The sequence below is a fragment of the Kribbella sp. NBC_00482 genome (assembly GCF_036013725.1).
Classification (GTDB): Bacteria; Actinomycetota; Actinomycetes; order Propionibacteriales; family Kribbellaceae; genus Kribbella.
On record NZ_CP107881.1, the window covers coordinates 3224530 to 3249547 of the forward strand.

Consider the following 25018-nt stretch of genomic DNA (forward strand, 5'->3'; position numbering starts at 1 on the left):
GGGGTGGATCAGGAACGCTTGAAGCGGAGGGTGAGGATCTGGAAGGGGCGGAGTTCGAAGGTGACTCCGTTGTCCTTCAGGTCCCGGTCCGCCAGGCGGCGTTCGAGGAGGTCGACCTCGGTCACCGACGCCGCCGTGAAGGACGGCGTGACGGTGGCGCGGCCACGGCCGCCGCTGGACTCGTACAGCCGGACGACCACGTCGCCGGACTCGTCATCGGCCAGCTTCAGCGCCTCGACGATCACGTTGTCGTTGTCGACGGCAAGGATCGGCTCGACGCCCGCGGCGCCGCTGACGACCCGCTCCGGCAGGTTGATCCGGTAGCCCTCCTCGATCGCCTCCGGGATCCCGGCGCCGACCACCAGCGCGTGGTTCACGGTGTGCACGCCCTGGTCGGTCAACGGGTCGGGGAACCGCGGCGCCCGGATCAGCGAGGTGCGGATGGTGGTCGTCGTACCGCCGTCCTCCCGCGCGGTCCGGTTGATGTCGTGGCCGTACGTCGAGTCGTTGACCACGGCGACGCCGTACCCCGGCTCGCCGACGTGCACCCAGCGGTGCGCCGCGATCTCGAACTTCGCCGCGTCCCACGAGGTGTTCTGGTGGGTCGGCCGGAAGATGTGCCCGAACTGCGTCTCGGACGCCGACCGGTCCGCGTGCACGTCGACCGGGTACGCCGCCTTGAGGAACTTCTCCGCCTCGTGCCAGTCCATCTCGGTCTCGATGTCGACCCGCTTCGCGCCCGGGCGGACCCGCAGCGTCTGGGTCACGGTGGACCGGTTGAAGGACCGCTTCACGACCACGGTCGCGACGCCGTCCGCGGTGCTGAAGTCGACGCTGTCGACCTCGGTCACGTCCCGGACGTTGTTCTTGTAGAACGAGTCGACGTCCCACGCGTCCCAGTGGTTCGGGGTGTCCACGTGCAGCTGCAGAAGGTTGCCGACGGCACCCGGTGCGATGACCTCGCGCTGCGCCTCGACGTCGTACAGCGAGGTGATCAGGCCGCGCTCGTCGACGGTGACCCGGATCAGGCCGTTGTCCAGGACGCCGTTCTCGACCGTGACGGCCTGGCCCTCGACGGCCGCGACACCCGCGCCGAGACCGGCGACGCCGTTGCGGCCGTGCGGAGCGGCGTTGAAGACGATCTGCTCCGAACCCTCGCCGGCCAGCGCCTGCTGGGCCTTCGCGATGATCGCGTTCAGCTCCTCGGCGACCCGCGCGTACGTCGCCTCCGCCTCGCGGTGCACCCACGAGATCGAGGAGCCCGGCAGGATGTCGTGGAACTGGTGCAGCAGCGCGACCTTCCACAGCCGGTCGAGGTCGTCGTACGGGTACGTGTCGAGCTTGCCCGCGACGACGGCCGCCGCGCTCCACAGTTCGGCCTCGCGGAGCAGGTGCTCGCTGCGCCGGTTGCCCTGCTTGGTCTTGGCCTGCGAGGTGTACGTCGCCCGGTGGATCTCCAGGTAGAGCTCACCGGACCAGACCGGCGCGTGCTCGCGGTACTCGTCCTCGGCGGCCGCGAAGAACTCGGTCGGGGACTCGATGGTCACCTTCGGCGAGGACTCCAGGTTCGCCACCCGGCGCGCGGTCGCGACGAACTCACGGGTGGGGCCGCCACCGCCGTCGCCGTACCCGAACGGGACCAGCGACCGGGTCGCGGCGCCGTTCTCCTGGAAGTTCCGTTGCGCGTGCGCGAGCTCGCGACCGGACAGGTCCGAGTTGTAGGTGTCGATCGGCGGGAAGTGGGTGAACACCCGGGTCCCGTCGAGGCCCTCCCACCAGAAGGTGTGGTGCGGGAACTTGTTCTCTTTGTTCCAGGAGATCTTCTGGGTCAGGAACCACTTCGAGCCGGACAGCTTCACCAGCTGCGGCAGCGCGGCGGTGTAGCCGAACGAGTCCGGCAGCCAGACCTCCTGGGTGTCGATGCCGTACTCGTCCAGGAAGAACCGCTTGCCGTGCACGAACTGCCGGGCCAGCGCCTCGCTGCCGGGCAGGTTGGTGTCGGACTCGACCCACATACCGCCTACCGGAACGATGGTGCCCTCGGCCACGGCCTTCTTCAGCCGCTCCCAGACCTCCGGGTAGTTGTCCTTCACCCAGGCGTGCTGCTGGGCCTGCGAGAACGCGAAGACCAGCTCCGGGTACTCCTCGGCCAAGGTGGCAACGTTGGACACTGTCCGGGCCACCTTGCGGCGGGTCTCCCGGAGCGGCCAGAGCCAGGCGGAGTCGATGTGCGCGTGGCCGACCGCGGACAGCTGGTGCGCGCTCGCGTGCGCAGGCCGGCTCAGTACGTCGGTCAGCTGGGCGCGGGCGTCCGCGGCGGTGCCGGCCACGTTCTCGTAGTCGAGCGCGTCCAACGACCGGCTCAGTGCGCGCAGGATCTCGCGCCGGCGGGGCTCCTGGGCGGACAGTTCGTTCTGCAGGCTGAACAGCGCCTCGAGGTCGAGGATCAGGTCCCACACCTCGGCGTTGAACACGGCCAGGTCGGCGCGGGTCAGCTGGTAGATCGGGTGGTCGCCGAGCTTGGCGCCGATATCGGTCTTCGCGTAGGCGTTGTCGAGCGGGATCTCCGGGTTCGCGGCGCCCTCGACGTAGAACTCGATCCGGTCGCCGGGCGACGCCGCCGTACCGTCCGGGCCGAGGATCGACAGCGGGGCGTAGGTCTGCCGCGGGTGCAGGCCCTTCAGCGGCTTGCCGGAGGTGGTGTGCACCAGGCCCTCCGCGGAGAAGCCGGGGCCGCCGCTGAAGCCGAGGTCGATGACCGCCTCGATCTCGCGGCCGGCCCACTCGGCCGGCACCTGACCGCTGAACTTGAACCACGCGGTACCCCAGGCCGGACCCCACGGCAGGCCGATCTCGGCCTTCTCGTAGGTCTGTGCCAGCGCTTCGGCGGCGGACACGGGCTCACCAGGTGCGTGCCACACCTCGATGTCCAGCGGGACCGCCGCGCCGTAGATCGCGGGGCGGAGCCGCTCCCGCAGGGCGCGCTTGAGCCGCTCCTCGATGAGTTGACGGTCGTCGTGCACGAAATCAGCCTCCGGGAAAATGATCCTCACGCGGCCGACCGGGCCGCACCGATGACAACGCTGTCACACCGACCCCGCATGCGTCCAGACGCAGTTCGACTCTTGCTGTGTGGATCTCTGTGAGTAGCGGTTGGGTTGCGGGGCGCCGACACGGCTACCCGCTAGGCCTCATTGTTGTCTAGGTTGTCTGCATGGATCGCCCCCGCCTGCTGCCCCCTGCCCGGCCGACTGGGATGACACGGACCGGAATGACGCGGCGCAGCATGCTCGGCCTCGGCGCCGCCGCCGCGTCGGGACTCCTGCTGCCCGGCTGCTCGCGCGGCCGCGCGGACGAGCCGGCGCCGTCGGCGGCCGGGGTGTTCTCGACCGGGAACCTGAACGGCGTCTACAACAAGTTCGGTACGGCGCTGAGCGCACTCGTCAGCGAAGTCACCGGCATGGAGCTGAAGCCGGTGGTCAGCGACGGGTCGGTGGACAACCTGTACAAGGTCGCCGGCCGCAAGGCCGACCTCGGATTCTGTACGTCGGACTCCGCGCTGGCGGCGTACGAGGGCACCGGCGAGTTCAGCACCGGCGCCCCACTGCGGTTCACGGCGCTCGCCCGCGTCTACGACAACTACGTGCACGTCGTCGTACCGATGGCGTCGAAGGCGTCGAAGCTCGACGACCTGTTCCCGAGCAAGGACGACCCGAACCGGAAGATGGTCGTCGGCGTCGGCCCGAAGGACTCCGGGACCGAGATCGTCGCGAACATGATCCTGAACAAGGCCAGGGCCGACCTGATCCAGAAGAACCCGGACCTGGACCCGGCCAAGGTCGACGTGGTCCGGAAGAACCTGACCCTCGAGCAGATGGCCGCCGCAGTGCAGCCCACGGGCAAGGCCCTCAAGGGTTCGCTCGACGCGTTCATCTGGAGCGGTGGTGTGCCGACCGATCCGATCGCCGCCCTGCAGAAGTCCATCGGGTTCCGGCTGCTCGACATCAGCGCGGTCGCGCAGGCGATCGCGCTGAAGGAGTTCGGCGGCTTCCTGGTGTCCGCGATCCCGCCGTCGCAGTACGGGCTGGCCAGCTCGGTGCCGACGCTGGCGGTCCCGAACCTCCTGATCGCGAAGCCGAACCTGTCGGACTCCTGGGCGTGGTGGACGGTGAACACCCTGTTCCGCCGGCAGAACGACCTGATCCCGAAGCACCCCGAGGCAGGTGCGCTCGACCCCCGCTCGGCGATCGCCACCATGCCGGTCCCGCTGCACCCCGCGGCGGAACGCTGGTACCGCCAGAATCACATCTGAGCGGCACTGCTCAGGCGTCGTAGTCGTCGATCAGGGGGACGCGGACCTCGATGACGAGGCCGCCGCCGATCGGCGGCCGGGCGACCACACGGCCGCCGACCCGGGCCGCCTCGGAGCGAACGATCGCCAGGCCGAGACCGGTACCCGGCATCTCCCGGTGGTGCGCGCTGCGCCAGAACCGCTCGCCGACCTTCTTCAGGTCCCGGGAGCCGAGCCCCAGACCGTGGTCGCGCACCGACATCACCACCTCGGTGCCGTCCCGGGTGACCGAGACCTCCACCGGCGGTGCGCCGTACTTCGACGCGTTGTCCAGCAGTACGTCGAGGATGTCGTCGACCTCGAGCTCCGGCGCGACCCCGCCCGGGACCATCTCGCCGATGATCAGTTCCAGGTCGTCGGCGGAGTACACGGCCTTCCAGCCGACCAGCCGCTCCTTCACCGCCTGGGCGAGGTCCAGCGGCTCTTCGTTGCCCTCGGCATCGGCCGACGGGCGGTCGGAGCCGGCCAGCCGGGACAGCCGCTGGACGATCCGGCCGAGCCGGTCGATGTCGCTGAGCGCGAACCGCGCGGTCGGCGACAGCCGGGACAGGCCCTCGATGTGGATCCGGGCCGACGTCAGCGGCGTCCGCAGCTGGTGCGACGCGTCGGCGACGAACTCGCGCTCACGCTGCCGGGCCTGGTGCAGGCTCAGCGCCATCGAGTTGAAGCTGTCGCCCAGCCGGCGGAGCTCCGGTGCGCGGCCGTCGGTCGAGACTCTGGTGTCGAGCGCGCCACGGGTGATCTGGTGGGTGGCGTTGTCGAGGTCCTGCAGCGGCCGCAGCACCCAGCGGGTGATCGGCCGGACGATACCGATGATGATCGCGCCGATGCTGATCAGCAGGCCGCCGAGGAGCAGCAGCAGGCCGCGCTGCACCTGGTCACGGGCGTTTTCCGTCGGCACCCGCAGTACGGCGGCGCCGAGCACGCTGCCGTTGTTGACGACCGGGCGGGACACGATCATCTCGCCGGAGGCCCACGGCCACAGCGCCGGCGGCTCGGGCGGGAGACGGCCGGCCAGCGTGCTGTGCAGGGCGTTCGCGATGTCTTCTTCCTTCACGTCCACACCGGAAACCGAGGTGGCGATGACGCGGGAGTCGACGTCGACGACGAAAACAGGGGTGTTGTAGAGCTCCTGGTACCGCACGGCGAGCTCACGCAGGTTCGCGATGTCGCCGGTCTGCAACGGGGACTCGGCCATCGCGGCGAACCAGTCCGCGTCGTTGCTGCGGGACAGGAAGAGCGTGCGCGAGTTGCTCGTGGCGATGAAGTTCGCCAGCGGGATCACAGCGACGATCGCCAGCGCGACGACCATCGGGACGAGGGACTGCAGTAGTCGACGGCGCAACGGTCAGTCCGAACCGAGGCGGTAGCCGACGCCGCGAATGGTCTGCACCAGTTCGGGCCGGCCGAGCTTGGCGCGCAGGCTGGCGACGTGGACGTCCATGGTGCGCGACGACGCCTCGAAGACCGACTGCCAGGCGTACAGCGCGACCTGTTCACGGGGAACCACCCGGCCGTGGTGAGCGGCCAGCACTGCGAGCACGTCGAACTCCTTGCGGGTCAGACTGATGGGCTTGTCCGCCACCTGAACCGTCCGGGCCTCGATGTCCACGGTCAGGTCGCCGACGGTCACCCGGGGGCGGGGCTGCAAAAGGCCGGTACGACGAAGTACAGCATCGATGCGGGCCAGCAGCTCGGAAATCGCGAACGGTTTCACCACGTAGTCGTCGGCGCCGCTGCGCAGGCCGCGGACCCGGTCGGCCGCCTCGCCGCGCGCGGTCACCGCGATCACCGGTACGTCGGACACCGTGCGGATCTGCCGGCACACGTTGATGCCGTCCCCGTCCGGCAGCCCGAGGTCCAGCAGAACAAGGTCGCCGGGATCGGCCGCCAAGGCGTCCGCGGCCGTGCGGACATGCGTCACCATCAGGCCGTACCGCCGCAAAGCGGGTATCAAGGCATTGGCGATATCGAGATCGTCCTCGACCAGCAGAATCCGCACCGCGCCACTCATGCGGTGATCGTAGGCCAGGTCCCGGCCTGATGTGTCAGATCTTGGTAAAGACGTAATCACACGACTCCACGCAGTGTTCGGCAACATTAGCCTTCCGCACACAGGAGGGAACCGGTCGATGACTGTCGGTGCTGGCGGGGGTGGCGTAACCGTGCCCTCTGAGGAAGAACTGGCCGAGTACGAGCAGGAACGGCCCGCTCGGCGGCTTCGGCCTGCCCTGGATCAGGTCGTTTCGGTCTGGTGCGCAATCATCAGCGTCGGCGTGCTGGCACAGGTGTTCTTCCCACTACCACAGGGCACGCAGTTCTACTTGGTGATCTTTCTCGCAGCGGTTCTGCCGATCACGTTGCTGTGTTACCGCGGTTTTCGCGTCCCTGCGTTCGTCAATCCGTTCAAGGCGCAGACGCGGTCGCACGACGACCCGGGCGTGTCGGACTGGATCCTCGCGCTCGTCGCGCTGGCGGTGTGCGTCTACCCGCTCTTCGACTTCGACGGGTACCTGGAGCGCCGGCAGGCACCTTCGGCGCTGGACGTGGCGGTAGGGGCTGTACTGCTGATCCTGCTGCTCGAAGCGTGCCGCCGTACGACCGGCTGGGTGCTGCCGGCGTTCAGCCTGGCGTTCATCGCCTACTCGTACTACGGCGGGTTCCTGCCCCAGACCTGGTTGCTCTCCCACAAGGGCTTCGACTTCGACGCGATCATCGCGCAGTTCACGATGGGTACGGCGGGCTTCTACGGGACGCCGTTGACGGTCGCCGCGTCGTACATCGTGCTCTTCACCATCTACGGCGCGGTGCTCGACTACTCGGGCGCGGGCAAGTTCTTCATCGACCTGTCGTTCGCCGCCTTCAAACGCAGCCGGACGGCGCCCGGCCGCACGGTCACGCTGGCGGGCTTCCTGCTCGGTAGCGTCTCGGGTTCGGGTACGGCGACCGCGGTGTCGCTCGGCACCGTGTCGTGGCCGATCCTGCGCCGGGCCGGGTACCCGGCCGAACCGGCAGGCGGAATGCTCGCCGCGTCAGGGATCGGCGCGATCCTGTCCCCGCCGACCCTCGGCGCGGCCGCGTTCATCATCGCGGAGTTCCTGCAGGTCTCGTACCTGAAGGTCCTCGGGTTCGCCGTGATCCCGACGCTGCTGTACTACCTGGGCATCCTGCTCGCGATCGAGATCGACGCCCGCAAGCACGGGACGACGTCGGGGCCGGTGTCCGAGGACTCCGCGTGGCGGTTGCTGCTGCGGTTCGGGTACCACTTCCTGTCGTTGTTCGTGATCATCGGGTTCATGGCGGTCGACGTACCGCCGTTCAAGGCCGTGGTCTACGCGGTGATCATCCAGTTCGGGTTGTCGTTCCTGGACCGTGAGCACCGGCTGACCGGGAAGCGGTTGTTCAAGGCGCTTGCCCAGGGCACCCGTTCGGTGCTGCCGGTGGCGGCGACCTGCGCGACCGCGGGCGTGATCGTCGCGGTCACCACGCAGACCGGTCTCGGGCTGAACCTGGCGGAGATCATCGTCGACGCGGCGCGCGGGCTGACCGACAACCACACCGTGGTGCTGATCCTGACCGTGGTGCTGTCCGGGTTCGCCGTCCTGATCCTCGGACTCGCGGTGCCGGTGACCGCGTCGTTCATCATCGCGGCGGTGATCATCGCGCCGGCGCTGATCAACCTCGGCGTGACGCGGCCCGAGGCGTACATGTTCATCTTCTACTACGCCGTACTGTCCGAGGTGTCGCCGCCGACAGCCCTGGCCGCGGTGGCGACCGCCGCGATCACCGGCGGCAAGGTGATGCCGACGATGTGGCAGGCGTGGAAGTACACACTGCCGGCGTTCCTGGTGCCGTTCGCGTTCGTGCTCACCGACAACGGCGCGCACCTGCTCGGTCAGGGATCGTTCGTCGGCATGGTGTGGACCACGGTGGTGTCGATGCTGGCCGTGGCCGCGCTCGCCGTGGTCACCGGCGGCTGGGTGTTCGTCCGGACGACCTGGCTCGAGCGGGCGGTCTGCGTACCGGCCGCCGCGCTGCTGCTCTACCTCGCGCCCGTAACCATCATCGCCGGAATCTGTTTGCTACTTGTTGCCGTCGTCATCAATCTGGTCCGGCGGCAACGCCAGACCTCTGCCGAGGAAGGAACCCTTGCCTCATGAGACTCCGTCGCCTCCCCACCGTCGCGGTGGCGCTTGCCGCCCTCGTCTCGCTCGCTGCCTGTGGCGGCCAGCGGGAACCGTCCGGCTCCGGAACGGAATCCGGCGGCCGGCTGACGATTGCCACCGGCAACACGACGGGGGTGTACTACCAGCTCGGTGGTGCGCTCGCCTCGGTGATCTCGGAGAAGATGTCCGGCTACCGGGCGACCGCCAGCGAGACCGGTGCCTCGGTGCAGAACATCCAGGGTCTGGTCGGCGGCAACTACGACATCGCGTTCTCGCTCGGTGACTCGGCGGCGGACGCGGTGAACGGCGTGAACAGCTTCAAGACCAAGCAGGAAGTGGTCGCGCTCACCCGGCTGTACAACAACTACACACAGGTCGCCGTACGGACGTCCGCAGGAATCAACTCGATCGCGGACCTGAAGGGCAAGCGGGTCTCCACCGGTTCGCCGAACTCCGGCACCGAGGTGATCGCGCGCCGGCTGATCGAGGCGGCGGGGCTCGACCCGGCCAAGGACGTCACCGCACAGCGGCTCGGGTTGCCGGAGTCGGTGGACGCGATGAAGTCCGGGTCGATCGACGCTCTGGTCTGGTCCGGTGGGTTGCCGACCGGCGGTATCACCGACCTCGTCACCAGCATGGGCAAGGGCGTCAAGCTCCTGCCGATCGCGGATCTGCTGCCGAAGATGCAGGAGAAGTACGGCTCGATCTACTCGCAGGCGCCGATCCCGGCGGCGACGTACAAGCAGCCGGCCGACGTGGCGACGATCATCGTGCCGAACGTGCTGCTGGTCCGCAAGGACATGAAGGACGAACTGGCCGAGCAGCTCACGAAGGTTGTCTACGACAACATGGCTGCGCTGGTCGCGGTGAACGCGGCAGCGAAGGGCATCACGCTGGAGAACGCCGAGAAGACCGACCCGGTGCCGCTGCACCCAGGTGCCAAGAAAGCGATCGACGGTCTGAAATAGCACCAGCCTGGGTACCGGTAGCTGTTCGGTACCCAGGCGCACACAGACCGTCCTCCCCCGCACACCAGGCGCAGCGGGGGAGGACGCAGGGTTCCGGATCCGCGCACCAGGCGTAGCGGCGACGGGACCCGCACGTCGGCTCCCACAACCAGGCGCAGTGAGAGCCGGCAGACCGGGCCCGGTCTCGGCGGAGGCATCCGCCGGGGCCGGGCCCCTTTCCGTCTGGTGCAGTTCGTCTACTGCGGTTCGTCCTCGTGCGGCATCGGTGTGCCGTACAGGTAGTGGGACAGCGCGGAGTCGCGCTTCGGGTGCGCGTGGTACTTGATCGGTACGACGCGTCCCTCGGCGCTGTCCCAGGCCGCGTCGGCCATCCGCCACATGCGGTGCGCCAGCCGCCCGGCCCTGCCGGTGTGCGGGGAGGCCGGGTGCGCTCTGGTCGGCGCCACCTCCTCCGCCTCGAGCAGGTCCTCGGTGAGCGTGTTCACGTCCGGGTCGTCGAGCTGCTCGGAGATCTGCCGGCTGTACGTCGTCTCGATGGCCTCGTGCTCGCTCAGCAGCCGGTCGATCTGCTGCCACAGGTCGCCGTGGTGGAGATGCAGGAACCGGCTGTCGCCGTACTGCCGTCCTTTGAGGAAGCGCAGCGAGCGTTCCAGTTCCTTCGCGTTGCCGACGTACCTGGTGACCAGGTCACTCCCGTCGGGGAGCCGGCTGACGTGCGGGAGGAGCACGTCCTCGGCCGCGGCCAGGTGCTGGGCCGCGATCGCGTAGAACCAGTCGGTCTGATGCCGGTGCTCAGGGTGCGCAGCGTCCGGGTGGTGAGCAGGCTCGGCCAGCTCCCGAATCCGCGCGTGTTCGTAGGTCAGGGCCATTTCGAGCGTCGAAGCGGTCACGACAACCACCTCCAGAAGGTCTCTTCCCAGCGTGTGCCCATCCGACCCGAACCGCAACCGTTTCAACCCGCTCCGTAACCTTCCCGCCTCGCCCCGACACCAATTCGCGCCGGCACCGTCTCGCGCCGACACCGATTCGCGCCGTCGGCTGTCGTCGGCGGCAATGGAAACGCCCGCCGCACGTGGGTGCGGCGGGCGTTTCGTGAGGTGTGGCTGTCAGGCGTCCGAGCTCTTCTTCCAGAGGTTGATGCCCGCCTCCACGGCGTCGGCGTCGATCGCCTTGAGCTCTTCGGAGCTGAATCCGAGGTTGCGCACGGTGGCGAGGTTGTCCTCGAGCTGCGCGACGCTGGAGGCGCCGATCAGCGCGCTGGTGACGCGGTCGTCGCGCAGCGTCCAGGCGAGCGCGAGCTGGGCGACGGACTGACCGCGCTCCTTCGCGATCTCGCTCAGCGCGTGGACGTGCTTGAGCGTGTCCTCGGTCAGCGAGTCCGGGTTGAGCGACTTGCCCTGCGCCGCGCGCGAGTCGGACGGGATGCCGCCCAGGTACCGGTCCGTGAGCACGCCCTGCGCCAGCGGCGAGAACGCGATCACCCCGACCCCGAGCTCACCCACCGCGTCCAGCAGGTCCTCCTCGATCCACCGGTTCAGCATCGAGTACGACGGCTGGTGGATAAGCAGCGGCGTACCGAGCTCCTGCAGGATCCGCGCTGCCTCCCGGGTCCGGTCCGCCGAGTACGACGAGATGCCGGCGTACAGCGCCTTGCCCGAGCGGACCGCCGCGTCGAGCGCGCCCATCGTCTCCTCGAGCGGCGTGTCCGGGTCGAACCGGTGCGAGTAGAAGATGTCGACGTAGTCCAGGCCCATCCGGCTCAGCGACTGGTCGAGCGACGCGAGCAGATACTTCCGCGAGCCGCCGCCCTGACCGTACGGCCCCGGCCACATGTCGTACCCGGCCTTGGTCGAGATGATCAGCTCGTCGCGGTAGCGCTTGAAGTCCCGCGCGAAGTGCGTCCCGAAGTTGGTCTCGGCCGACCCGTACGGCGGGCCGTAGTTGTTGGCCAGGTCGAAGTGCGTGACGCCGAGGTCGAACGCCCGCCGCAGGATGTCCCGCTGCGTCGTGAACGGCTTGTCGTCGCCGAAGTTGTGCCACAGCCCGAGCGAGATCGCCGGGAGCTGCAGTCCGCTCCGGCCCGTCCGCCGGTAGGTCATCTGATCGTCGTACCGGCTCGCAGCCGCCTCGTAGTCAGTCACGGAACCCCAGTCTGCCTCATGTCACAACAAGTGCAAACCCCCTTGTTTTCAAGCAGAAACCGCATCACTGACATCAAGAACCCCGCCTTCTTGATCGCTGGGCACGTCTCCCTAGGTGAGTCCGGACCAGGGCTGCGGTGGAGCAGTGGTGAAGAAGTGCAGGATGTTGAGCAAGCGGCTGGTGGTGGGAGCGGTCCAGTGGCGTTGGCCGGGCCAAGGGGCGGCGGGGAGTTTGGCAAGACCCCAGGACAGATGGAACCAGAGGACGGCGGCGGCGAGCTCCTCCTCGGACTCCGGTGACTGGGAGTACCGGAGGTAGTCCGGAAGCAGCTCGGCGACCTGGGTCAGGGGGAGCTTGGCGAAGTCCATGGCCCGTGGCGCCCAGGCCGCGTCACCCCAGTCGATGAGTGCGCGAAGGTCGCCATCTGGCCCGGCGAGAAGGTTGTGAGCGGCAACATCTCCGTGGATCAGCACCTTCGGCCCACTCCCGTCGATGCGCTCCGCGAGCCGCGTGAACCACCCGGTCAGCCAACTCGCCGTCCCCGGATCGACATACCCGCGATCCGCAAGCTCGTCGATCGTCCCCCACGGATCCCCCCAACCGTCCTCAGCCAACCCCGGGAGCTCCAACCCCGACAGGTCCGGCTTCGAGAGGTCCGGCTCCGAGAGGTCCGGCTCCGAGGCGGGACGCTGCTCGAGTTGGTGGAGGTTGGCGAGTTGCTCGGCGAGGCCGGTGGGGAGGTCGGTGGGCTCGGTGCCGTGGACCCGCTCCATCACCACGTACGGCGCAGCGATCAGACGGCCGCTGTCGTCGTACTCCACGATCGCGGGTGTCAGCACCCCGACGGACCGGGCAGCCGGCACGACGTGCGTCTCCTTCAGCAGATCGGCCTCGAACCCGGGCCGGCACACCCGCAGGAACAGCTCGTCCCCGAGCACGAAGCCCCGGTTGGCGACCCCGCCGGCGACCTCCTTCAGCTCACCGGGGTCGACGCCATGGCGCCGCGCCACAGCAGCCACCTGGTCCGGGAAGTCGAGCTCTTCAGTCAATCCACGTCTCCGTCGTCCGAGCGAACCGCCGCCCGGATCCGCGAGGCGGGGTACGGCGGCATCCACCGAGTTTGATGTACTTCGGGCGTGCGTGTCGATGTGAATCCGGAGGCCGCGGGGCGGCGGGAGTTCTATGCAATGCTGAACTCCGTGGTCGTGCCGCGCCCGATCGCGTGGGTGTCGAGCCTGTCGGCGGACGGCGTGCTGAACCTGGCGCCGCACTCGTTCTTCACCGTCTCGTCCGTGCAGCCGCCGATGGTGCAGTTCACCTCGGTGGGGCGCAAGGACAGCCTGAACAACGTCGAGGCGACCGGCGAGTTCGTGGTGAACTTCGCCGCCGAGCAGCTCTACGAACAGGTCAACGCGTCCGGGACGAACTTTCCGGCCGACGTCTCCGAGTTCGAGGCGATCGGGGTGACGACCGAGCCGTCCCGGACTGTCGCCGTACCGCGGGTCGCGGAGTCGCCGGTGGCGATCGAGTGCACGCTGCACACCACCCTCGAACTCGGTGACTGCACCCTCGTCATCGGTCAGGTCCGGCACCTCGCGATCGACGCCGCCGTCCTGGACGGCGACCACCCGGACATCGGTCGCCTCCGCCCGCTCGCCCGGCTCGGCAAGGACGAGTGGTCCACGATCGGCGAGGTCCGCTCGATCACCCGCATCCGCTACTCCGACTGGCCCGGCCACTTCAAACCTCCTGCTGATTAGGACCTGGTAGTTGCTTCGGGCATCTGTTATCGGCGGGGCTCAGGTGTTGACTCCCGTGTTGCGAGGACCTTGGTGAGGGTCTCGAGCTCGGGGGACAACCGCAGTGGTGTGTGGTCGGGCAGTGCGGTTGTGGCGGAGTGCCAGGTGAAGTCGGGAGTCACCAGGTAGACGTCGGGGGACAGAGGGCCGGGATCATGGGCGTGGCAGCGGGCGGCGACGTTCAGCAGGACGCCGAGCGCCGGGATGACGGTCAGTCCCTCGATCACGTGGAGCAGCAACGTGTCCCGGGCCGGGACCGCGGCGAGCACACCGTGTGGTGCGTGCTCGACGTGCAAGGACTCACGCAGCACGGTGTCGAGGACGAGCGCACGGGAGGCCGCGAAGGCGGTCCCGGAGACGAAGGCGATGCGGAGATCGTCGTGATCGACGTACTCCACCCGGTCTTCGAGGCCGCGGAGGTTGGCGAGGCCGAAGCGTTCGGCGTCCGACCAGGTGAGGTCCAGGTCGGCCGGCTCCAGGTACATGGTCACGATGCCGTCGGCCTCCGCGGACGGGACGGAGATCAGGCCCGGGAGGAAATCGGGGCGGTCCGCGGTCCAGTCGGGCGGCAGCGCGTCGCGAGGGACGAGCCGCTGGATCAGCTCGCGCTCGGGGTCGTCCGGTGGTTTCGGCGGGCCTTGGCGGAGCTGCTCCAGGAGTTGGCGGAAGTGTTCCTCGATGAGCAGCGGCCAGCGGTCCTCGTCGAAGTGGGCGAGGATGCGCGCGAGATTGCTCAGTCCGAGCACCGGGTTGCCGGCGGTTCTGTCGGCGGGCACGAGCGCGGCGCCGCCCTGGTAGCTGACGGCCAGACCGAGATCGGCCGCCGTGCGCAACGCCAGGTGCACGAACCGGTCGGCCTGCCGCCTGGACAGCGGTGGCAGCACCAGGTCGGGACGGCTGGAACGTGGGGAGTTGTTGCCTTGGGCATGTTCGGTGGTGTCGATGGGCATCGTCGGTCCTCCTTGTCGGCAGAGAAGGTACGAGGATCGGGCCGCCCCCGCGCACGCCAATCCGAACCTGTGGACAAGTGGGACGCTCCTGATGTCCGCCTGCGGCCGGAGTCGCCAGGCAGGCAGGCGAGTTGGCCGACGCCCGGGCAGAACGCGACCCACACCGCGGGCAACAAGGCTGGTTATCCGGCTCTTGTGATGCAGGTGTGGGGGCCGTTGGGCTGAGCTGGGCGTCGCCGGGTGGCCGGTCGTCGGTCACGGGGATGGATAACCCCTCGCGTGCAGGGTTCTCCCCTCGCGTATCAGTAGAGAACCCACCATCCGACGGGATAACCGTTCGTCGCCAGTCCGTCGGTGGGACCGGGGCCGTCGAGTCGTGGGGTTTGGTGGTCACCTGCAGCCTCGATTCACGACTCGCGGTTTCGAGGGGCAACCAAACGCCACGACTCGGCGTGAGCCGTCGTGGCGGGGAAGGAAGTTGTCGCTCTGTGCAACTTTGTTTCCCCGCTCTTGGGGTTGGCGCGCATCGGGCAGGAGGTCTTCTTGCTCGGGGGCTGGTGGTGGGCGGGATACGCTGCCGCAGACCTAGCCGGTGTGATCCGAGGAGTTGTATGAGCAGCAGTCCGTCGTCGCGGCCGACCTCGGAGACGCGGCTGTCGCTGTCGCACATCACCGCGCAGAACGAGACGAACCTGCTCGGCACCGTGCACGGCGGCGTGATCATGACGCTGGTCGACTCGGTGGCCGGGGTGGTCGCGGCGCGGCACTCCGGCGGGCCCGCGGTCACCGCGTCGATGGACGAGATGGTCTTTCTGGTCCCGGTGCGGGTCGGTGATGTCGTGCACTTCAGCGCGCAGGTGAACTGGACCGGGCGGAGCTCGATGGAGGTCGGCGTACGGATCACCGCCGATCGGTGGGATGCGGTCGGTCCGCAGGTGCATGTCGCGTCGGCGTACCTGGTGTTCGTGGCGGTCGACGAGGACGGGAAGCCGCGGCAGGTGCCGCAGGCGGTTCCGGAGACGGACGAGGACCGCCGGCGGTTGCGCGAGGCCGAGATCCGCCGGAGCCACCGGCTGGCCCGCCGCGCAGCGATCATCGCCTCCCGCGAGGAAGCAGCACACGAGGAGGCAACACACGAGAAGGCAACACACGAGAAGGCTGCCCGCGGGGAGGTTGCGCACGGGGAGGTTGCGGCTGAGGGTGGTGGGCGGTGACGTTTCTCGGTGGTGCGCGGCGGAATCCGTCGGGGGTGCTGCTGATGGTGCAGTTGCTCGGCGTGCTCGTCTATCCGGCGATGGAGGGATCACGCTCCGGCCGCGTCGCGTTCGAGATCCTCGGCATCGTCGTACTCGTGCTCGCGGTCTTCTCCGTCCGCGCGACCCCAGGACTCACCTGGGTCAGCGTCTGCCTCGGACTTCCGGCGGTGGCGCTGTCGTTGGTCGACGCGTTCAACCCGACCGAGCCGGTCGTCGCGATCTCCGGCGCGCTGCATGCGGCCTTCTACTTCTACGCGGCGTACAGCCTGCTCCGCTACATGCTCTCCGACCATGACGTGAGTGTCGACGAACTCTTCGCGACAGGTGCCACTTTCACCTTGGTAGCTTGGGGTTTCGCCTACCTGTACGTGTTCGTCCAGGTCCTCGTCCCCGGCAGCTTCACCGCAGCCGTTGACCCGGCCAACGATCGCACCTGGATGGAACTGCTGTTCCTGAGCTTCACCACGCTGTCCAGCACCGGCCTGAGCGACATCGTCCCGATCACGTCCTGGGGACGCTCGGTCGTGATGCTCGAACAGCTCGCCGGCCTCGGGTACGTCGCCATGGTCGTGTCCCGCCTCGTCGGCCTCACCATCGCCAAGCGGAGCAACACCTAGGACCTGTCTGGTGATCCAGACAGGACCTAGACCCGAGGCCACCCCGCCAGCAGATCGGCGGCCGCCCGCGCCGCCACCTCCGGCGCCGAGGTCATCGCCGCGACCCGGTAACTGACCAGCGCACCCTCGTGGAGCAACAGCAGCCGATCGGCCAGTTCACCCGCGTCCGCGAGTCCCGCAGCCTGCGCCTGCGCCTCGAACTCGGACCGCATCCACCGCTTCTGACCGACGATCACCGGCATCGCTGGATGGTCCGGCGCGGCCAGCTCCACGCTCGCGTTGATGAATCCGCACCCGTTGCGCGATCCGGCCAGCCAGTCGGTCAGCGCGGCGAACAGCACCAGGATGACCGCCTCGGGCGTGGCCGGCTTCCGCGCGGCCAGCTGTTCGTCCAGGAACAGGTGCCAGGTCCGGTCCCGCTGCTCCAGGTACGCCGCGATCAGCCGATCCTTCGACCCGAACCGGTCGTACAACGTCTTCTTCGTCACGTCCGCCGCCGCGGCGATCGCATCGACGCCGACGGTCCGGATCCCCTGCTCGTAGAACAGCGTCGACGCGGCCGCCAGGATGCGCTCGCCGGCCGGGGTCAGCCGGGGCGCCGCACGAACCTCGCGGTCCACGATCAGTCTCACCTGGTGGTCGAGCATACTGACAGTATACCGACCGGTGTGGTTACCGTCATTCCATGATCACGCACAGGGCGCTCACGCTGGCTGCCGGGACCGGGTTCGTCGTGTTCTGGAGCTGCGGCTTCATCGGTGCGCGCTGGGGGACGCAGTACACGAACGCGTTCGACCTGCTCGCCTGGCGGTTCCTGGTCGCGGGCGCGATCGCCGCCGCGGTGCTGGCGATCCGCCGGCCGCGGATCTCCCGCCGGGACCTCGTGAGTCAGGTGTGGATGGCGGTCCTCACCCAGTTCGTCTACCTGGGCCTGATCTTCACCGGTATCGACCACGGCATCACGGCCGGCGTCACCGCGCTGATCGGATCGCTCCAGCCGATCCTGATCGCGACCGTCGCCGGACCGCTGCTCGGTGAACGTGTCAGCGGACGTCAATGGCTAGGACTGCTCCTCGGCCTGGTCGGCGTCGGTCTGGTCGTGGCCGACGATCTCGGGGCCGGCCACGCTTCACCGCTTCTCTTCCTGATCCCGATCGGCGGTCTCCTCGGCCTGGTGGCGGGGACGTGCCTTGACCGCCACCGAAAGCCGGCGACGAACTCGCTGGACGCGCTGGCAATCCAGAGCCTCGTGTCGGCAGTCCTCTTCACCGCGTTGGCCGCGTCGACCCATCGACTGACCGTGCCCGAGAACCCGGGTTTCTACGGTGCCGTGCTCTGGCTGGTGCTGCTGGCGACCGGCGGCGGCTGGGGGCTGTACCTGGTCAACCTCAAGCTCTCCGGCGCAACGCGCATCAGTTCGTTGCTCTACCTGGTGCCGCCGACCACGATGGTGTTCGCGTTCCTGCTATTCCACGAGACGATCGGCGCACTCGCCGTCGTCGGCATGCTGGTGTGTGCTGCCGCCGTACTGCTGATCCGAGTCGGTGAACAAGTAGGCTGCCGGGATGGCGGAACCCCGGTGGCTGGACCAGACAGAGGCGCAGGCCTGGCGCGCGTACATCGCGGCACAGCGCGTAGTGAGCAGCCGGATCGAGCAGCAGTTGCAGCGCGACGCCGGAATTCCGCACACGTACTACGAGATTCTCGTCCGGCTGTCCGAGGCGCCTGCCAACCGGCTGCGGATGAGTGAACTCGCGGTCGCCACGCAGGGCTCCCGCAGCCGGCTGTCGCACGCGGTCAACCGCCTCGAGCAGAACGGCTGGGTCAGGCGCGAGGGCATCGAGTCCGATCGCCGCGGCCAGGTCGCGATCCTCACCGAACTCGGCCGGCAGAAACTGGTCGACACGGCACCCGGTCATGTCGAGGAGGTCCGTAAGTCGATCTTCGACGCACTCACCCCCGAGCAGGTCGAGAACCTGTACGACGTCTGCGCGACGCTGGCCCGGCATTCCGGTGACACCATCGACCGCGCGGCGTGGGAGCGAAACTGAGATGAGGCGCCCGGTCACGCTGATCGCGCTGACTGCCCTCGCCGTGACCGGCTGTGGTGACAGTGGCTCCCCGACCGCAGGACCGAGCACCGTGCCGTCGTCCTCGATCCCGGTGACCGACGACCCGAGTGCCGCAGCGACCACACCAACCGATACGCCGACCGATACGCCCAGCGCGACCCCGTCCGGGCCGCCGGCCTCGAAACCGCCGGCCAGTACGGCGGGCTGCGTCGACCAGAAGCTGCAGGCGCTGACCCTGCGGGAGAAGGCCGCGCAGCTGATCATGACCGGGATCGGCTCCACCGGTATGACGTCCGCCCAGCGTGCCGTCGTACAGCAGCAGAAGTCCGGCAGCGTGTTCCTGATCGGCAACAGCGGCAGCCTCGCGCACACCCGTACGGCGATGGCCGCGGTGAACACGGCCGCGACGCTGAAGGGCATCCGCCCGTTGATCGCGGCGGACCAGGAGGGCGGCCAGATCCAGCGCCTCAAGGGCTCCGGGTTCGACCGCATCCCGGCGGCCACGGTGCAGGGCACCTGGTCGAGTTCAAAGCTCACCGCACAGGCCCAGCAGTGGGGCAGCCAGCTCAAGGAGGCCGGCGTCAACGTCGACCTCGCACCGGTCGCCGACGTCGTACCCAGCTCGCTCAAGTCGCAGAACGCGCCGATCGGTCAGCTGGATCGTGAGTACGGCGACACGCCCGAGGAGGCCGGTCAGGGGGTACGGGCGTTCGTCCAGGGCATGCGCAACGCGGGGATCGCGACGTCGGTCAAGCACTTCCCGGGACTCGGGCGCGTCCGCGGCAACACCGACTTCTCTTCCGGTGTCGTCGACAACGTCACCGTCCGCGGCGACGCCGACCTGCAGTCGTTCGCGGACGGGATCAAGGCCGGTACGTCGATGGTGATGATCTCGACCGTGACGTACACGAGGATCGATCCGAAGAACCGTGCGGTGTTCTCGCCGACCGTCATCCAGGGCATGGTGCGGGACGATCTCGGCTGGCGCGGGGTGGTGATCACCGACGACGTCGGCGCCGCGGCGGAGGTCGCTGCGGTCCCGGCCGGTGACCGCGCGACCCGATTCGTCGCCGCCGGCGGCGATATCGTCATCAACGCCAAGGCCGGGCTGACCGCGGAGATGGTGGCGGCGCTGGTCGCCAAGGCCCAGCAGGACAAGTCCTTCGCCGCGCAGCTGACGAGTAGCGTGCGCCGTGTGCTGACACTGAAACAGGACCACGGCCTGGTGAGCTGCGGATGACGGAGGAGGAACCCGACTACCGCTTCACCTTGGCGAACGAACGCACCTACCTGGCCTACCTGCGGACCTCCCTCGCCTGTTACGCGGGTGGGCTGTCCGCGGTCCAGTTCCTCGACCTCGGACCGGACCGCTGGCCGGCCCGGATCATCGGCATCATCCTGGTCACCGCCGGGATCGTCACGACCGCAGGAGCGTTCCGGCGCTGGCAGCTCAACCAGACCGCGATCCGCCGTGGCGGTGCACTCCCAGTGACCAGGCTCCCGCTGATGCTCGGAGCAACGATCGCCGTGGTCGGCCTGATCGGCCTGCTGTTCTCGCTCTGGCGGTGAATGTGGCAATGAGCACACCGGATCCAGGCCGGCAGCCGGAGCGGACCCTGCTGGCGTGGCGTCGTACGGCGCTCGGACTGATTGCCAACGGTGTCCTGCTGATTGCCTCCGGCCACGGCTCGTCCGAGGTCCGGACCGGTCTCGGGATCGTCGTTCTCGTGCTGTCGATGGGCTGCTGGGCGGCGGTGAGCGCCGTTTACCGCCGTACCAAGGGCGGGGCGGTGCATGCTCTCGGCCACCAGAACGTGCTCCGGATCGCGGCCGGTCTGGTGCTCGTGGTCGGGCTCTTCGACCTGTACGCCGTGCTAACACGCTGAAACCGATCAGTTACCAGCCGTGCGCGCCTGAAAACGCGGTTCACCGCGACGCGCTACGTTGATCGGGGCGGATGCCGCGTCAACCGGTGGTTCCCCCTAGCATGTTCACGGTTTGTCCCTCGTTCATCCGGAGCTTGAAGTGCCGTTACGTCTGCGTCCGAACGACCCGACGTTCTACGACCTTTTCACCGAGTCCGCCAACCACCTCGTCGACGGAGCGCGGATCCTGGCCGAGTTGCTCGGCAGTACGGCGGGAACCGGGCTGTCCGCGAGCCATTCGATCGCCGCCCAGATGAAGGACGCGGAACACGCGGCCGACGAGACCACCCACTCGATCATTCGCCGGGTGAACTCGACCTTCGTCACCCCGTTCGACCGCGAGGACATCTACCGGCTGGCCTCCGATCTGGACGACGTCATGGACTTCATGGAGGAGGCGGTGGACACCATCCACCTCTTCAACCTGGAGAAGCTGCCGGAGGAGATCGCCGAGCAGATCGAGGTCCTCCAGCGGGCCGCGCAGCTGACCGCCGAGACGATGCCCCGGCTGCGGACCATGAAGGACCTGGCCGAGTACTGGATCGAGATCAACCGCCTGGAGAACACCGGTGACGCTGTGCACCGGCGGCTGATCGCGAAGCTGTTCAGCGGTGAGTACGAGGCGCTGACGGTGATGAAGCTCAAGACCGTGGTCGACCTGCTGGAGGCCGCGATCGACGCGTTCGAGCACGTCGCCAACACGGTCGAACAGATCGCCGTCAAGGAGGGCTGAGCGTGGAGCTCACGCTCGTCATCGCCGTCGTCGTCATCGCGCTGGCCTTCGACTACACCAACGGCTTCCACGACGCCGCCAACGCGATCGCGACCTCGGTCTCGACCCGCGCGCTGACCCCGCGGGTGGCGCTGGTGATGGCCGCGGTGATGAACTTCCTCGGCGCGTTCCTCGGCACCGAGGTGGCCGACACCGTCGGCAAGGGCATCATCAGCGCGCCGAGCGGCCAGCACGGCCTGGTGATCGTGATCGCCGCGCTGGTCGGCGCCATCACGTGGAACCTGATCACCTGGTACTTCGGTCTGCCCAGCTCCTCGTCGCACGCGCTGATCGGCGGCCTGGTCGGCGCCGGGCTGGCCTCGAGCAGCGTGGTGCTGTGGTCGGGCATCGTCGACAAGGTCGTCATCCCGATGGTGCTGTCGCCCGCGATCGGGTTCGTCGGCGCGTTCCTGCTGATGACCGCGATCCTGTGGATCTTCCGGAACCGCAACCCCGGCAAGACCACGCGCGGCTTCCGGCTGGCGCAGTCGCTGTCGGCCGCCGCGATGGCGCTCGGGCACGGCCTCCAGGACGCCCAGAAGACGATGGGCGTCATCTTCCTGGCGCTGCTCACCACCGGCCACGCGAAGGCCGGCGACGGCATCCCGACCTGGGTGAAGCTGGCCGCCGCGACCGCGATCTCGCTCGGCACGTACTCCGGCGGCTGGCGGATCATGCGGACCCTCGGCCGCCGGATCATCCACCTGGACCCGGCCCGCGGGTTCGCCTCCGAGGCGGTCGCCGCCACCGTGCTGTACGTGATGGCGATCGGCCTGCACGCCCCGGTCTCCACCACCCACACGATCACCTCCGCGGTGATGGGCGCCGGCGCCACCAAGCGCCTGTCCGCCGTCCGCTGGGGCGTCGCCAAGGGCATTATCACCGCGTGGATCCTGACCATCCCCGCCGCCGGCATCGTCGCGGCCGGCGTCTACGGGATAGCCCACCTGATCCTCGAATAAGCGCCCGAACCGGTTCATTTCGAGTTCACTCACCCGGCCTACGGTCGATCGACGCTGCTGATCGTCCGCCTAAGGGGTGTGGTCGCTATGGACCTTTCGTTCCTCGTCGTCGTGGTGATCGTCACCGCGCTGGTGTTCGACTTCACCAACGGGTTCCACGACACCGCCAACGCGATGGCGACCTCGATCGCCACCGGCGCACTGAAACCGAAGGTCGCGGTCGCGCTGTCCGCCGTCCTGAACCTGGTCGGCGCGTTCATCTCGACCGAGGTGGCCAAGACGATCTCCAGCGGCATCGTCGACGATGCCAGGGTGACCGTGCCGGTGATCTTCGGCGGGCTCGTCGGAGCGATCCTCTGGAACCTGCTGACCTGGTACCTCGGTCTGCCCAGCTCCTCGTCGCACGCGCTGTTCGGCGGCCTGATCGGCGCCACCTGGATCGCGTCCGGGAGCAGCGCCGTACATTTCGGCACCGTCGTCCAGAAGATCATCGTCCCGGCGATCGCGGCCCCGGTCGTGGCCGGCGTGGTCGCGCTGCTCGGAACCTACCTGGCGTACAAGATCACTGCGCGAGCGCGGAAGAAGTCGGTGAACGACGGGTTCCGGGTCGGGCAGATCGCGTCCGCGTCGCTGGTCTCGCTCGCGCACGGCACCGGTGACGCGCAGAAGACGATGGGCGTCATCACGCTGGTGCTGATCACCTCCGGCAGCCTCGCCTCCGGGTCCCGGCCGCCGCTGTGGGTGATCCTCGCGGCAGGCCTGGCGATCGCGGCCGGCACCTACCTGGGCGGCTGGCGGATCATCCGGACGATGGGCAAGGGCCTCGCCGAGATCGAGTCGCCGCAGGGCTTCTCCGCGGAGACGAGCTCGACCGCCGTGCTGCTGGCCTCCTCGCACCTGGGCTTCCCGCTGTCCACCACCCAGGTCTGCTCCGGCAGCATCCTCGGCGCCGGCCTCGGCAAGCGGCTGGCCGAGGTGCGCTGGACCGTCGCCGGCCGGATGGCCGTGGCCTGGCTGCTCACGCTGCCGGCCGCTGCGATCGTCGGGGCCCTGTCCGGCCGGGTCGCCGACTCCGGCAACCTCGGTGTGGTCATCATCGCGGTCCTCGCGGTCGCGGCCGGTAGCGGAATCTACGCCGCGTCCCGGCGCCGCCCGGTGACGTCCGAGAACGTCAACGAGTACCCGAGCTCCACTGCCCCGTCCACCACCGCTGCTGCGGCCTGAGAGGAGTACGGCGATGCACATCAACTGGAGTGCCCTCGGTGAGGTCGCACTGGTCAGCCTGCTCTTCGGTGTCGGCCTGGCGGTGCTGTTCGCGTTCGGTGTGACCGCGATGTCGCGGCGGGCCGTGGCGATCGACGAGAAGCGGCAGCCGTCCTTCGTGGACACAGGTGTAGCTGCACTGTGTTTCGCAGCCTGTCTGGCGGCAGTGCTGTACGGGCTGTACCTGATCATCCCGCAGTTCCACTGAGCTGTACGGCGGGCGGTCTGGCGGCTGCCCGTCGTACAGCAGTCTTCAGCGGTTCCAGCGGCGTACGGACTTGGCTACGTCCTTGGCGCGGATGGAGCCGAGGTTGTACTCCCAGGCGGCCAGGAGGCGGTCGCCGAGGACCTCGGCGTCCAGGTACGTGCGTGGGCGGACGGCGACGGCCCAGGTGGCTGCGGCGGCGTGGCCCTGCTGGTGGAGCAGGTGGTCGACCGTCGCCTCGATACGGTTCGACTGAGCGCCCCCGAGGCCGTCCGTGGCCCACTCCTGCAGGATCCGCGCGTCGTCGGCCGTCATCCGGGCCAGGTAGGTCAGCGGGCCACGCCAGAAGCCCTTGCGGCCGATGCTGTCCAGCGACTCGAGCGGGAACCAGCCGTTCTGGTTGCGCCGGCCGTTCACCGCAGACTCGATTTCCCGGGCGCGCTCCACGGACAGCCCCCGGGTCGCCCAGTCGACGAAGAACGCCCCGGCGTCCGGGATGTGCTCGGCCACGTGCGGAGCCGGTGTCAGCGCCCCCGGGTCGAACAGATGCAGTTCCTCCGGTGAATCGAACAAAACCATCCCCGCCCGCACTCGTACGCGAGCCACCGCAGCCGCCCGCCGTACAGGGACCCCCCAGGTTCCTGTTCTGTCAACGAGAGACTTCGTACCCTCGTATCGGGCCGAGGGTCAAGGTCTGGTCCGGTTACTGACGTTTGGCTGCCCGCCGGGCGAGCTCCTCCAGGTCCAGCCGTTGGGCCTCTTCGGGAGTCGGCGCGCTGCCGCCGTACGCGGCCGGCAGCCACCAGGCGCCCGCCGGCTGCTCGGGGTAGGCGCGGATCGTCTCGTCCAGCATCCCCGACATCGTGGAGCGCAGGTGCGCGGTCGCCTCGACAGGGTCGTCGTCACGCGTCACCGTGATCGGCGCGCCGATGCTGATCGAGATCGGCCGGTGCCGGGTGAAGTCCCGCGGGTGATCCTTGGTGAACATCCGCTGCGTGCCCCACAGGATCATCGGCAACACCGGCACGCCGGCCTCCGCCGCCATCCGCACCGTGCCGGACTTGAACTCCTTGAGCTCGAACGACCGGCTGATCGTCGCCTCCGGGAACACGCCGACCAGTTCGCCGGCCGCCAGGTGCTCCAGGGCCTGCTGGTACGACGCGGCGCCCGCCTCCCTGTCCACCGGGATGTGGTGCATGCCGCGCATCAACGGACCGGAGTACCGGTTGCGGAACAGCACCTCTTTCGCCATGAACCGGACGAGCCGCCTGGCCGGCAGCGCGCCGTACCCGCCCAGGATGAAGTCGACGTAGCTGACGTGGTTGATCGCGATCAGGGCCCCGCCGGTGCGCGGCACGTGCTCGGTCCCGGTACGCCGGATCTTCAGGTCCAGCACTCTGAACGCGGTCTTCGCGAAGGCAACGACAGGCGGATAGACGAGGTCTCGCATTCCTCGACGCTACAGGCTTCGTCTAGGGTGGCCGTCACAACTGGAAATCGCGGGAGCTCGCACCGTAGTGGGCTGAGAGGGCGGCTGGCTGAGATATGCCGGCGCCGCCGACCGCCGAAC

25 protein-coding genes are annotated in these 25018 nt (G+C 68.6%); 15 read left to right on the forward strand and 10 right to left on the reverse strand.

Annotation, left to right across the window (positions count from 1 at the left end; all coding sequences use genetic code 11):
• Positions 1 to 8 precede the first annotated feature (8 nt).
• Positions 9 to 3023 (reverse strand): alpha-mannosidase, encoded by a 3015-nt coding sequence (locus OHB24_RS15995; RefSeq protein WP_327639812.1) that lies wholly within the window; start codon positions 3021 to 3023, stop codon positions 9 to 11.
• A 248-nt stretch (positions 3024 to 3271) separates the two neighbouring features.
• Here OHB24_RS15995 and OHB24_RS16000 point away from each other — a divergent pair, with 248 nt between their 5' ends.
• A complete protein-coding gene (locus OHB24_RS16000) occupies positions 3272 to 4312 on the forward strand; it encodes a TAXI family TRAP transporter solute-binding subunit (RefSeq protein WP_327639813.1) in 1041 nt (346 codons plus the stop codon).
• A gap of 10 nt (positions 4313 to 4322) precedes the next feature.
• Here OHB24_RS16000 and OHB24_RS16005 read toward each other — a convergent pair whose 3' ends face one another.
• Complete coding sequence (locus OHB24_RS16005; RefSeq protein WP_327639814.1) at positions 4323 to 5663, reverse strand: sensor histidine kinase; 1341 nt, start codon at positions 5661 to 5663, stop codon at positions 4323 to 4325.
• Between the two features lie 36 nt (positions 5664 to 5699).
• Complete coding sequence (locus OHB24_RS16010) at positions 5700 to 6365, reverse strand: response regulator transcription factor (protein WP_012918592.1); 666 nt, start codon at positions 6363 to 6365, stop codon at positions 5700 to 5702.
• 118 nt (positions 6366 to 6483) lie between these two features.
• Between OHB24_RS16010 and OHB24_RS16015 the strand changes: the two genes are divergently transcribed.
• The gene (locus OHB24_RS16015) at positions 6484 to 8511 is read left to right on the forward strand and encodes a TRAP transporter permease (protein ID WP_327639815.1); all 2028 of its coding nucleotides are present in this window, start codon (positions 6484 to 6486) and stop codon (positions 8509 to 8511) included.
• A complete protein-coding gene (locus OHB24_RS16020; protein ID WP_327639816.1) occupies positions 8508 to 9485 on the forward strand; it encodes a TAXI family TRAP transporter solute-binding subunit in 978 nt (325 codons plus the stop codon). Before OHB24_RS16015 ends, OHB24_RS16020 begins: the two co-directional genes overlap by 4 nt.
• A gap of 236 nt (positions 9486 to 9721) precedes the next feature.
• Here the strand turns inward: OHB24_RS16020 and OHB24_RS16025 are convergent, their stop codons facing one another.
• From OHB24_RS16025 to OHB24_RS16035, 3 genes are all read right to left on the reverse strand, one after another.
• Positions 9722 to 10375, reverse strand: a complete 654-nt coding sequence (locus OHB24_RS16025) for a hypothetical protein (RefSeq protein ID WP_327639817.1) — start codon at positions 10373 to 10375, stop codon at positions 9722 to 9724.
• A 216-nt stretch (positions 10376 to 10591) separates the two neighbouring features.
• Entirely contained in the window at positions 10592 to 11626 is a 1035-nt protein-coding gene (mgrA, locus tag OHB24_RS16030; RefSeq protein ID WP_327639818.1) for an L-glyceraldehyde 3-phosphate reductase, read from the reverse strand.
• A 111-nt stretch (positions 11627 to 11737) separates the two neighbouring features.
• Positions 11738 to 12676 (reverse strand): aminoglycoside phosphotransferase family protein, encoded by a 939-nt coding sequence (locus OHB24_RS16035; protein WP_327639819.1) that lies wholly within the window; start codon positions 12674 to 12676, stop codon positions 11738 to 11740.
• A gap of 87 nt (positions 12677 to 12763) precedes the next feature.
• Here OHB24_RS16035 and OHB24_RS16040 point away from each other — a divergent pair, with 87 nt between their 5' ends.
• Positions 12764 to 13387: a flavin reductase family protein gene (locus OHB24_RS16040; RefSeq protein WP_327639820.1), complete on the forward strand. Its 624-nt coding sequence runs from the start codon at positions 12764 to 12766 to the stop codon at positions 13385 to 13387.
• 26 nt (positions 13388 to 13413) lie between these two features.
• Here OHB24_RS16040 and OHB24_RS16045 read toward each other — a convergent pair whose 3' ends face one another.
• The gene (locus OHB24_RS16045) at positions 13414 to 14376 is read right to left on the reverse strand and encodes a hypothetical protein (protein ID WP_327639821.1); all 963 of its coding nucleotides are present in this window, start codon (positions 14374 to 14376) and stop codon (positions 13414 to 13416) included.
• 611 nt (positions 14377 to 14987) lie between these two features.
• On the opposite strand from OHB24_RS16045, the gene OHB24_RS16050 reads away from it, so the two are divergent.
• Together OHB24_RS16050 and OHB24_RS16055 are read left to right on the forward strand one after the other, a co-directional pair.
• Complete coding sequence (locus OHB24_RS16050; RefSeq protein WP_327639822.1) at positions 14988 to 15590, forward strand: acyl-CoA thioesterase; 603 nt, start codon at positions 14988 to 14990, stop codon at positions 15588 to 15590.
• On the forward strand, positions 15587 to 16249 hold the full coding sequence (locus OHB24_RS16055; protein WP_327639823.1) for a potassium channel family protein: 663 nt from the start codon (positions 15587 to 15589) through the stop codon (positions 16247 to 16249). Before OHB24_RS16050 ends, OHB24_RS16055 begins: the two co-directional genes overlap by 4 nt.
• A 26-nt stretch (positions 16250 to 16275) precedes the next feature.
• On the opposite strand, the gene OHB24_RS16060 is transcribed toward OHB24_RS16055, so the two are convergent.
• Positions 16276 to 16896 carry a TetR/AcrR family transcriptional regulator gene (locus OHB24_RS16060; RefSeq protein ID WP_327639824.1) on the reverse strand — a complete coding sequence of 207 codons (621 nt, stop codon included), beginning with the start codon at positions 16894 to 16896 and terminating at the stop codon, positions 16276 to 16278.
• 38 nt (positions 16897 to 16934) lie between these two features.
• Here OHB24_RS16060 and OHB24_RS16065 point away from each other — a divergent pair, with 38 nt between their 5' ends.
• The 9 genes from OHB24_RS16065 to OHB24_RS16105 all read left to right on the forward strand — a co-directional run bounded on the left by OHB24_RS16065 (position 16935) and on the right by OHB24_RS16105 (position 23451).
• Positions 16935 to 17999: a DMT family transporter gene (locus OHB24_RS16065; RefSeq protein ID WP_327639825.1), complete on the forward strand. Its 1065-nt coding sequence runs from the start codon at positions 16935 to 16937 to the stop codon at positions 17997 to 17999.
• A complete protein-coding gene (locus OHB24_RS16070; RefSeq protein ID WP_327639826.1) occupies positions 17887 to 18300 on the forward strand; it encodes a MarR family winged helix-turn-helix transcriptional regulator in 414 nt (137 codons plus the stop codon). The genes OHB24_RS16065 and OHB24_RS16070 overlap by 113 nt, the downstream gene beginning before the upstream one ends.
• A gap of 1 nt (position 18301) precedes the next feature.
• A complete protein-coding gene (locus OHB24_RS16075) occupies positions 18302 to 19561 on the forward strand; it encodes a glycoside hydrolase family 3 N-terminal domain-containing protein (RefSeq protein WP_327639827.1) in 1260 nt (419 codons plus the stop codon).
• Positions 19558 to 19890, forward strand: a complete 333-nt coding sequence (locus OHB24_RS16080) for a YidH family protein (protein WP_327639828.1) — start codon at positions 19558 to 19560, stop codon at positions 19888 to 19890. The genes OHB24_RS16075 and OHB24_RS16080 overlap by 4 nt, the downstream gene beginning before the upstream one ends.
• A gap of 8 nt (positions 19891 to 19898) precedes the next feature.
• The gene (locus OHB24_RS16085; RefSeq protein WP_327639829.1) at positions 19899 to 20207 is read left to right on the forward strand and encodes a DUF202 domain-containing protein; all 309 of its coding nucleotides are present in this window, start codon (positions 19899 to 19901) and stop codon (positions 20205 to 20207) included.
• A 139-nt stretch (positions 20208 to 20346) separates the two neighbouring features.
• Positions 20347 to 20979, forward strand: coding sequence for a DUF47 domain-containing protein (locus tag OHB24_RS16090; protein ID WP_327639830.1), 633 nt, complete (start codon positions 20347 to 20349; stop codon positions 20977 to 20979).
• 2 nt (positions 20980 to 20981) lie between these two features.
• Positions 20982 to 21980 carry an inorganic phosphate transporter gene (locus tag OHB24_RS16095; protein WP_327639831.1) on the forward strand — a complete coding sequence of 333 codons (999 nt, stop codon included), beginning with the start codon at positions 20982 to 20984 and terminating at the stop codon, positions 21978 to 21980.
• Positions 21981 to 22067: 87 nt separating this feature from the next.
• Positions 22068 to 23204, forward strand: a complete 1137-nt coding sequence (locus OHB24_RS16100; protein ID WP_327639832.1) for an inorganic phosphate transporter — start codon at positions 22068 to 22070, stop codon at positions 23202 to 23204.
• Positions 23205 to 23217: 13 nt separating this feature from the next.
• Complete coding sequence (locus tag OHB24_RS16105) at positions 23218 to 23451, forward strand: hypothetical protein (protein WP_131460662.1); 234 nt, start codon at positions 23218 to 23220, stop codon at positions 23449 to 23451.
• A 45-nt stretch (positions 23452 to 23496) separates the two neighbouring features.
• Here the strand turns inward: OHB24_RS16105 and OHB24_RS16110 are convergent, their stop codons facing one another.
• On the reverse strand, positions 23497 to 24027 hold the full coding sequence (locus OHB24_RS16110; RefSeq protein ID WP_327639833.1) for a hypothetical protein: 531 nt from the start codon (positions 24025 to 24027) through the stop codon (positions 23497 to 23499).
• 124 nt (positions 24028 to 24151) lie between these two features.
• On the reverse strand, positions 24152 to 24898 hold the full coding sequence (locus OHB24_RS16115; protein ID WP_327639834.1) for a lysophospholipid acyltransferase family protein: 747 nt from the start codon (positions 24896 to 24898) through the stop codon (positions 24152 to 24154).
• Between the last annotated feature and the right edge of the window lie 120 nt (positions 24899 to 25018).